Annotated in this window: 7 protein-coding genes, 1 pseudogene and 2 riboswitches; of the genes and pseudogenes, 6 read left to right on the top strand and 2 right to left on the bottom strand. The window is 37.8% G+C overall.

Annotated features, from left to right (window positions below):
• A partial coding sequence (locus tag IEV41_RS20180; RefSeq protein WP_444544315.1) for a BclA C-terminal domain-containing protein occupies positions 1 to 669 on the top strand: 669 nt, incomplete at its 5' end.
• A 375-nt stretch (positions 670 to 1,044) separates the two neighbouring features.
• Here IEV41_RS20180 and IEV41_RS11970 read toward each other — a convergent pair.
• Entirely contained in the window at positions 1,045 to 1,938 is an 894-nt protein-coding gene (locus IEV41_RS11970) for a YitT family protein (protein WP_188388597.1), read from the bottom strand.
• A 181-nt stretch (positions 1,939 to 2,119) separates the two neighbouring features.
• Positions 2,120 to 3,499 carry a peptide MFS transporter gene (locus IEV41_RS11965; protein ID WP_188388596.1) on the bottom strand — a complete coding sequence of 460 codons (1,380 nt, stop codon included), beginning with the start codon at positions 3,497 to 3,499 and terminating at the stop codon, positions 2,120 to 2,122.
• Between the two features lie 236 nt (positions 3,500 to 3,735).
• A riboswitch (cyclic di-AMP (ydaO/yuaA leader) is annotated at positions 3,736 to 3,877 on the top strand.
• Positions 3,878 to 3,949: 72 nt separating this feature from the next.
• Positions 3,950 to 4,095, top strand: a riboswitch (cyclic di-AMP (ydaO/yuaA leader).
• Positions 4,096 to 4,194: 99 nt separating this feature from the next.
• Between IEV41_RS11965 and IEV41_RS11960 the strand changes: the two genes are divergently transcribed.
• The 5 genes and pseudogenes from IEV41_RS11960 (at position 4,195) to kdpC (ending at position 8,787) form a co-directional block, all read left to right on the top strand.
• Positions 4,195 to 4,299: a hypothetical protein gene (locus tag IEV41_RS11960; protein ID WP_188388595.1), complete on the top strand. Its 105-nt coding sequence runs from the start codon at positions 4,195 to 4,197 to the stop codon at positions 4,297 to 4,299.
• The gene (locus IEV41_RS20360; protein ID WP_188388783.1) at positions 4,296 to 4,376 is read left to right on the top strand and encodes a potassium-transporting ATPase subunit F; all 81 of its coding nucleotides are present in this window, start codon (positions 4,296 to 4,298) and stop codon (positions 4,374 to 4,376) included. Before IEV41_RS11960 ends, IEV41_RS20360 begins: the two co-directional genes overlap by 4 nt.
• Before the next feature lie 15 nt (positions 4,377 to 4,391).
• Positions 4,392 to 6,065, top strand: coding sequence for a potassium-transporting ATPase subunit KdpA (kdpA, locus tag IEV41_RS11950; protein WP_188388594.1), 1,674 nt, complete (start codon positions 4,392 to 4,394; stop codon positions 6,063 to 6,065).
• Positions 6,066 to 6,177: 112 nt separating this feature from the next.
• A pseudogene (gene kdpB, locus IEV41_RS11945) lies at positions 6,178 to 8,184 on the top strand (potassium-transporting ATPase subunit KdpB); the annotation flags it as partial.
• Positions 8,185 to 8,205: 21 nt separating this feature from the next.
• Complete coding sequence (gene kdpC / locus IEV41_RS11940) at positions 8,206 to 8,787, top strand: potassium-transporting ATPase subunit KdpC (protein ID WP_188388592.1); 582 nt, start codon at positions 8,206 to 8,208, stop codon at positions 8,785 to 8,787.
• Positions 8,788 to 8,833 lie beyond the last annotated feature (46 nt).

Genomic DNA, 8,833 nt, shown 5'->3' with positions numbered 1-8,833 from the left:
ACGGGAGCCACAGGTTCAACAGGAGCCACCGGAGTAACAGGCTCAACCGGAGCAACCGGAGCCACAGGAGCGACAGGAGCGACAGGAGCGACAGGAGCCACCGGTTCAACAGGAGCCACCGGAGTAACAGGCTCAACCGGAGCCACAGGAGCCACAGGAGCCACAGGAGCCACAGGAGTAACAGGTTCAACAGGAGCGACAGGAGTCACAGGAGCAACCGGAGCGACAGGAGCAACGGGAGCCACCGGATTTACTGCCTTTGGAGAATATGGTTTCTTTGCAAGCACGAGTAACCAAACGGTAGCAGCAAATGGTCTTCTTACATTCCCAAATGTTGATGTGTCTACTGCAAATATTAATATTAATGGTACGTTTGATACGATAACAGTGGGGACTGCAGGTATATATTTAATTTCATATGATATCGTTGCCTCGGCTCTCTTATTAACAACTGTATCTTTTGCTTTACAACGTAATGCGGCGAATGTTGCTGGAGGTGGTACGGCGTACGTTGTGAACTTAGGTGGAATAGAAGGAACAGGGCAGACAATTGTTTCATGTAATGCTGGAGATACGTTCCGCGTACAATCGCCGTCTGGAGCTTCTTTAGTCGCATTAGCTACAGTAGGAGTTTCTGCAAGAATTTCATTTACGAAAATATCAAATTAGCATATAGCAAAAAAAGCTTGGATTCCAATTTGGATATTCCAAGCTTTTTTACGTATTGTTTATTTGTTCGGTTATTTGAAACATGGTAACTCCTTCTTATGAAAGTGAATGGTTCATTCCTAAATCTTCGGCTACGTTATTTCCTTCTACAACTAGTTCCATTAATCCGATAATCATTGCGAATACTTTTTTCATGTCATATCTCTCCTTTTGGTTATGTTTGTTGTTCTTGTCTTTATTGTAGGATAGAAGGTGAGTAGAAACTATTGAATGAAATGACAGGAGCCTTACAGTTTTGTAATAGAGGCGTTATTTTCTTATATAAAAAAATTGGACCTTTTTATGAAAAGATCCAATTTGAAATGAATAGTACTATTATGTTCGTTTAAAGTGTCCCATGATTTCAACGGTTTGTGTGATGTTTACAAAGGCGTGGTTATCGACTGTTCGAATTAGTCGTTTCACGTCACTTAACTCATAACGTGTAACAACGGTATACAGGACTTTTTTGTTTGTATTCGTATAAGCGCCAACTGCATCTACCATTGTGACACCGCGACTGCATCGATCTAATAATGCTTGTTTTAATTCTAAGCCATGCTCTGTCACAATCATTACTGTTAATTTGACGTGTTTGGAATGGATAGTATCAATTACTTTAGTGCAGACGAACTGGGCAATAATTGTGTAGAAGGTCATGTCCCATCCAAAGATGAATCCTGCAATAACAAGTAAGATACAGTTAAATGTAAATGTGATAATACCAAGAGAAACATCTTTATATTTTGAGATGATTAGTCCGATAATATCGAATCCACCCATAGAAGATGAAAAACGGAAAATAATACCGAGTGATACACCATATAATACGCCGCCAAAAACGGCCGAAAGTAAAATGTCGTGTGTTGCTTCTTGTACAGGAATAAAACTCATTGCAATGGAAGAAGTACCAATCGAGAATACACTTAAAAGCGTTAACTTCTTACCTAGGTGAAAATAGCTTAGTAAGAATAATGGAATATTTAATAGAAAGATTAATGCGCCGATATCATGACCGGTAATATAACCAATAATCATCCCGATACCAGCGAATCCACCACTTAACATATGATGGGGAATAATGAAAATATTCATTGCTAGTGCATAAATAATTGATGCTATAAATAATGCGGTAAATTGGATGATATGCTCTAATTTTATTACCTTTAAAAGGGATAAAAGCTTATAAAGAGCATCAGGAATAGATTCTGCTTTGGCTGTTTTAGACATGTTGTTTTTCATCTCCATAGTGTTTTAAAATAACATATTTTCAGTTTTGAACAACAGAATGATACTCCTTTTATATGAATAGTACAACAGTTTTTTAGTAAAAAATGTTGCCAATTTATTATTTTCGAAAATATAAGAAGGGCCTCTACTTCCCAAAGAAATAGAGGCCCTCTGTGTATTACTATACTTCCATCATTTTTACTAATTTTTTAGAGATAAGAATGAGGATAATCCCTAATAAGATTGCTAATCCACCAATTAATAAAAAGATGTGGAAGAATCCTAATGTATTTGTATAAGCAGATAACAGACCTGCTAAGAAATTGGCTACACCTGTACTTGCTAACCATGCACCCATTAAGACTGAAGCGTATTTTATAGGAGCAAGCTTTGTAACCATTGATAGACCTACTGGTGATAAGCATAGTTCTCCTAATGTGTGTAAGAAGTACGTACCGACCATAAAGATATAATGTGCTTTTATTACATTGTTTGCAGGATCACTACCTGTTTGCATAACAGCTAATACTAACACCATAAATCCAGTTCCAAGTAGAATCATACCAAGTCCCATTTTGACAGGAATACTTAAGTCGCCTCGTTTTGAGTTCGCTAATTTGACCCAAAGAAGAGACATCACAGGTGCTAATAACACGATGAACAATGGATTTAGTGATTGGAACCAAGAAACAGGAACTTCCCATCCATTTACGCTACGATCAACGAAATCTCTCGTATAAATAGATAAGGAGTTACCAGCTTGTTCAAATCCCATCCAGAAGAACATAACAAATCCAGCTAATATTAAAATAACCCATGTGCGTTGTTTTTCTTGTTTTGTTAGTGGTACTTTTTTGTCAATTTGTTGTGTGTCTACTTTTTGGTTCGTTCTTGTTTTACCGATGTCACCTAAATAACGATCTCCAAGTAGGTTAAATAGTAACTGACCGATTAGCATTCCGATTGCTGCTGCTAAAAATCCGTATTTAAATCCGTAAGAAATAACACCATCTATGTTCGTTTTGAATAAATCCTCTGCTAAGAATCCACATATTAATGGTGCAAAGAAAGCCCCAATATTGATTCCCATATAGAAAATCGTGAAGGCAGAGTCACGACGCTTATCATTTTCCTCATATAATTCCCCAACTAATGTTGAAATGTTAGGTTTGAAGAATCCATTTCCGATAATTAATAAAGCGATACCGATCCAAAATCCTGAATGTGCTTGATCAAAGAAGAGAACAAGGTTCCCGATTGCCATTGTAATACCACCGATGGTAATGGCAAGTCTTTTATTCATAAATGTATCTGTTATATATCCACCAAGAACCGGAGTCAGGTAACATGACATTGTATAAAAACCGTAAATTGTAGATGCGATAGCTGCTTCATATCCTAATCCGCCGTTTACAACAGCTGTCGTTAAATAAAGAATAAGAATACCGCGCATTCCATAGTAACTGAAGCGTTCCCACATTTCTGTGAAGAAAAGTAGGTACAATCCAGGTGGGTGTTTTGATGAGTTTTTTTGTTGATTTATTTCTATAGTCGTGCTCATTTTTATACCTCCGGATGATTATTTATTCTATATAATTATTTTAGTAAAATAATTAGTAGGTAGTCAATGGATGAAAATGGTAAAAGAAGGAGTGAGGATAGATATTATTGTAAGAAAAGTTTGTAGATAGCTAGTATAAATGCCATTTCTGCAAAAAATAAAAAAATAGAAAAAAGAGGAAACAAATCTATTTACAACTCAAATTAGTGGGAGTATAATTTCGTTCATAATACAAATACCGTAAATCGCTGAATCCATTTTGGAGCGGGGGAACCGAATCGATGATTTAATCATCCTGGGGTGAATTCTTGAAAAAGATAGGGCTACTCTCAAAGCCCGAATCCGACAGCTAACTTCGTAAGCGTTCAGAGAGAAGGGGCGTGTAGGGTATGAAATATTTATTTAACATGGGTTAATACCTAGTACGATAACGAACTTAACAGCATATAATTCGATAAATCGCTGAGTCTATTATTAGAGCGGGGGAACCAATTTTGTGACGTTTTGTCACTTGGGGTGAATTCTTGAAAAAGATAGGGCTACTTCCAAGGCCCGAATCCGACAGCTAACCTCGTAAGCGTTTCGGGAGAGGATTACAATGTGCCTTTTTTTGACACTGAGTAATACCTCAGTGTCTTTTTGTTGTCTTTTTTAATGGTAAATATTTACAAAAACGTAAAAAAGGAGCGTAATATATGTTAGATCTCATTATGGGAGCTATTTTTATAACGTTAGTCGTATCAATGGTAGGGTTAATCCGGTGGTCAAATAAAGTAATTCAAGAAGGGAATAAGAAATGATGATGGTGTTATTAGGGATTGTTGGATTAGTCGCGGTGTATCTTGTCTATGCATTATTATATCCAGAGAAATTTTAATAGGGGGAACAGACATTGACTAGTATTTTATTATCCGTTGTTATCATTCTTGTCCTTTTTATTGTTATAGCAAAGCCAACAGGTATGTATTTAGAGAAAGCCTTTCAGTATAAGAACGAACGATTAAATAAAGCATTTGGTTGGATAGAGAAACCAATTTTTAAATTAAGTGGCATTAAAACGTTTCATCAAGGTTGGAAGCAATACGCATTATCACTTGTATTATTAAATGCATGTATGATTGTTGTGGCGTATTTTGTTTTTCGATTCCAAAACTTTTTACCGTTAAATCCAAATGGAATGGAAGGAATGGAACCAACATTAGCATTTAATACGGCGATTAGCTTTATGACAAATACAGATTTACAGCATTATAGTGGGGAAAGTGCATTATCTCATTTATCACAAATGGTACTGATTTTCTTAATGTTTGCTGCTCCAGCAACGACTTTAGCGATTGCGATGGCATTTATTAGAGGATTAGCAGGGAGGAAATTAGGTCATTTTTTGACGGATTTCGTTTATTCAATTACACGTGTTCTTTTACCGATTTCCTTTATTGCGGCGATTGTGTTCGTTGGATTTGGTGTTGTGCAAACGTTGGGATCAAATGTTGTGCTAACAACAGTAGAAGGTGTCGAGCAAGTAATTGCTAGGGGGCCAGTTGCAGCATTTGAATCTATTAAGCTATTAGGAAACAATGGGGGCGGTCATTTCGGTGTAAACTCAGCCCATCCATTTGAAAATCCATCAGCGCTTAGTAACGTCTTACAGTTAATCTTAATGATGCTTGTAACAACTTCTCTTCCGTTTGCTTATGGACGAATGGTTGGCAATAAGAAGCAAGGAAGAGTTATTTTCGCAGCGATGTTCATTTTGTTCACAATTGGTGTTGGTACGTCGTTATATGCTGAATTCCAAGGTAACCCAGCGCTTAGTGCATTAGGAATGGATGCTACGCAAGGGAATATGGAGGGGAAAGAAACACGATTTGGTGTTGTACAGTCATCTATCTTTTCTGTCGTTACAACAGCAGCTGAAACAGGGGCAGTAAATGCGATGCATGATTCATTAACACCAATTGGTGGAATGATTACGTTGTTAAACATGTTACTTAATACCGTGTTTGGTGGAATTGGCGCAGGTTTCATCAACGTAATGATGTATGTGATAATTGCGGTCTTCATTTCGGGATTAATGGTCGGCAGAACACCGGAATTTTTAGGGAAGAAAATAGAAGGAAGAGAAATGAAGTTGATCGCGTTGACATTACTTTTCCAACCGTTATTAATTTTAGGAGCTACTGCGGTTGCGTTATGGACACCACTAGGAAGTGAGACGATTTCAAATCCAGGCTTCCATGGTATATCACAAGTTATGTATGAGTATACGTCGTCTGTAGCGAATAATGGTTCAGGGTTTGAAGGATTAGGAGATGCGACAACATTCTGGAATATTTCAACTGGATTACTCATGTTCTTAGGTCGTTTCTTCGGTTTAGTGACGATGTTGGCAGTGGCAGAGTCACTTCGATCAAAGCCAGTTGTAGCTGAAACAATCGGAACATTCCGAACAGATACGAGCTTATTTGGTGGTATTTTCGTTGGTACAGTTTTATTAGTTGGTGCATTAACATTTTTCCCGGCTTTAGTGTTAGGACCAATCGCAGAATTTCTGACTTTGAAATAAGGGAACGGAGGATATAGCAATGGGTAAACCATCTTATATAGAGCAACAAAAGCGTCTTCAAGTAGTAAATCAAGCAGTTAGTGAAGAAGAAAGAATAGAGAGAGCTAGAATGTTAGAAGAAGATATTGTACGGCAAGCGTTAAAGCAATCTGTGTTGAAGTTGAATCCAGCTGTGATGATAAAAAATCCAATTATGTTTGCTGTAGAAATCGGATTCTTTATCACACTTGTTTTACCATTTACATCACTAGAAAGCAGTATGGTGCCGGCTTGGTTTAATCCAATTGTTTCACTTGTTCTATTGTTTACTGTATTGTTTGCGAACTTTGCAGAGGCACTTGCAGAAGGACGTGGAAAGGCGCAAGCTAATTCATTGAAACAATCGAAAAAAGAAATTCACGCTAATTTGATGAAGAGTGATGGAACACTTGTAAAGGTTGCATCAACAGAATTGAAGAAAGGTGATATTGTCTTCGTTAAACAAGGTGAGATGATTCCGGGTGATGGGGAAGTTGTTAAAGGTTTGGCTTCGGTTGATGAATCAGCCATAACTGGTGAATCAGCTCCTGTTATGAAAGAAGCAGGTGGAGATTTCAGTTCAGTAACAGGCGGCACGATGGTTGTCAGTGACGAATTAACAATTCTTATTACAAGCAATCCTGGAGAATCGTTCATCGATAAGATGATTGCATTAGTAGAAGGGGCAAAGCGTCAAAAAACACCGAACGAAATTGCGCTCCATACAGTGCTGATGAGTTTAACACTTATTTTCTTGATTGTTGTTGTGACGTTACCAGTTTTCACTAGTTACTTAGGATTTGAGTTAGATATTGCGATTTTGATCGCGCTACTCGTTTGTTTAATTCCGACGACAATTGGTGGATTGTTATCTGCAATCGGTATTGCTGGAATGGACCGTGTAACGAAATTTAATGTATTGGCGATGTCTGGTAAAGCAGTAGAGGCTGCGGGAGATATTAACACAATTATTCTGGATAAAACAGGAACAATTACATTCGGTAATCGTATGGCATATACACTTGTGCCAGTTGGTGAAGAACGTCTTGATGAAGTGGCAAAATGGTCGGCAGTTAGTTCCATTTTAGATGAGACACCAGAAGGGCGCTCGGTTATTGATTATGTACAAAGTAAGGCATATCCATATAATGAAGCGATGATTAATGGTGGTGAATTTGTACCATTCAAAGCAGAAACGCGTATGAGTGGTATTGATTTACGAGATGGAACAAAAGTAAGAAAAGGGGCAGTGCAAGCGATTGTTGAGTGGGTGAAGGAACAAGGTGGACGTATTCCACACGATACACTGAAGAAGGCTGATCAAATTGCGGCAGAAGGTGGGACACCCTTAGCGGTAGCTGTAAATGGCCATTTGTATGGATTAATCTATTTGAAAGATACAGTAAAGCCTGGTATGCGAGAGCGATTCGATCAATTACGTAAAATGGGTATTAAAACGATTATGTGTACAGGTGATAATCCATTAACAGCTGCAACTATTGCCAAAGAAGCAGGTGTAGATGAGTTTATTGCAGAATGCAAACCAGAAGATAAGATTGAAGTAATTAAAACAGAGCAAGCAAAAGGAAAGTTAGTTGCAATGACAGGAGACGGTACAAATGATGCGCCTGCATTAGCACAAGCAGACGTTGGTTTAGCGATGAATAGTGGTACAGCAGCTGCAAAAGAAGCAGCAAATATGATTGATTTAGATTCGAACCCAACGAAAATCATTGAAGTTGTTTCCATTGGAAAGCAGTTATTAATGACAAGAGGAGCATTAACGACATTTAGTATTGCAAACGATATTGCAAAGTATTTCGCAATTATCCCAGCGATGTTTATGTTAGCTATTCCAGAGATGGAAGTATTAAATATCATGCACTTACATTCTCCTATTTCTGCGATTCTATCAGCGTTAATCTTCAACGCTATCATTATCCCATTGTTGATTCCGCTAGCAATGAAGGGAATTGCATATAAGCCAATGAGTTCAAATGCATTGCTACGTCGCAATTTATTTATCTACGGATTTGGTGGAGTAGTTGTTCCGTTCATCGGAATTAAGTTAATTGATTTAATCGTCGCATTATTTATATAGGAAGAAAAGGAGTCGAGAAGAATGAATGAGAAACAAAGTATAGTTGGACCAATTCTCCGTTTAACAGTTGTTATGCTTGTTTTATGTTGCTTCCTTTATCCGCTAGCGGTAACAGGTGTAGCACAAGCCATTTTTCCAGCAAAGGCTGAAGGAAGTTTCATTTATAATGAAAAGGATGAAATCATTGGTTCGGAGTTAATCGGTCAGCAATTTACAAGCCCACGATACTTCCATGGACGTGTGTCTAGCGTAGAATATAAAGGGGATTCCTCAGGTTCTAATAACTACGCTCCTTCGAATAAAGATTTAGTAGCGAGAACAGAGCAGTCGTTAGAAGAGTGGAAAAAAGCCAATCCGACAGTACCAGTATCAGAAGTGCCAATTGATTTAGTAACCAACTCAGGATCGGGATTAGATCCACATATTAGTCCAGCAGCTGCTTATGTACAAGTAGAGCATGTGGCGAAAGAAAGAGGAATGAACAAAGCTACATTGAATCAATTAGTAGCACAACATATTGAAATGAAAGATTTAGGACTTTTTGGAGAGGACAAAGTGAATGTATTGAAATTAAATGTTGCGCTAGATCAATTAACGAAATAATGAAGAGAAGGAATACCTCAGTCTTATTACAGATTGGGGTATTCCT

The organism is Priestia taiwanensis, from assembly GCF_014638355.1.
In the GTDB taxonomy this organism is placed as follows: Bacteria; Bacillota; Bacilli; order Bacillales; family Bacillaceae_G; genus Priestia_D; species Priestia_D taiwanensis.
The sequence above is the reverse complement of the archived record's forward strand: the minus strand, read 5'-3'. Positions and strand labels throughout refer to the sequence as shown.

Coding starts and splice junctions, on each gene's coding strand:
- IEV41_RS11970 (WP_188388597.1), bottom strand. CDS start 1,938: ATGTCTAAAACAGCCAAAGCAGAATCTATTCCTGATGCTCTTTATAAG.
- IEV41_RS11965 (WP_188388596.1), bottom strand. CDS start 3,499: ATGAGCACGACTATAGAAATAAATCAACAAAAAAACTCATCAAAACAC.
- IEV41_RS11960 (WP_188388595.1), top strand. CDS start 4,195: ATGTTAGATCTCATTATGGGAGCTATTTTTATAACGTTAGTCGTATCA.
- IEV41_RS20360 (WP_188388783.1), top strand. CDS start 4,296: ATGATGATGGTGTTATTAGGGATTGTTGGATTAGTCGCGGTGTATCTT.
- kdpC (WP_188388592.1), top strand. CDS start 8,206: ATGAATGAGAAACAAAGTATAGTTGGACCAATTCTCCGTTTAACAGTT.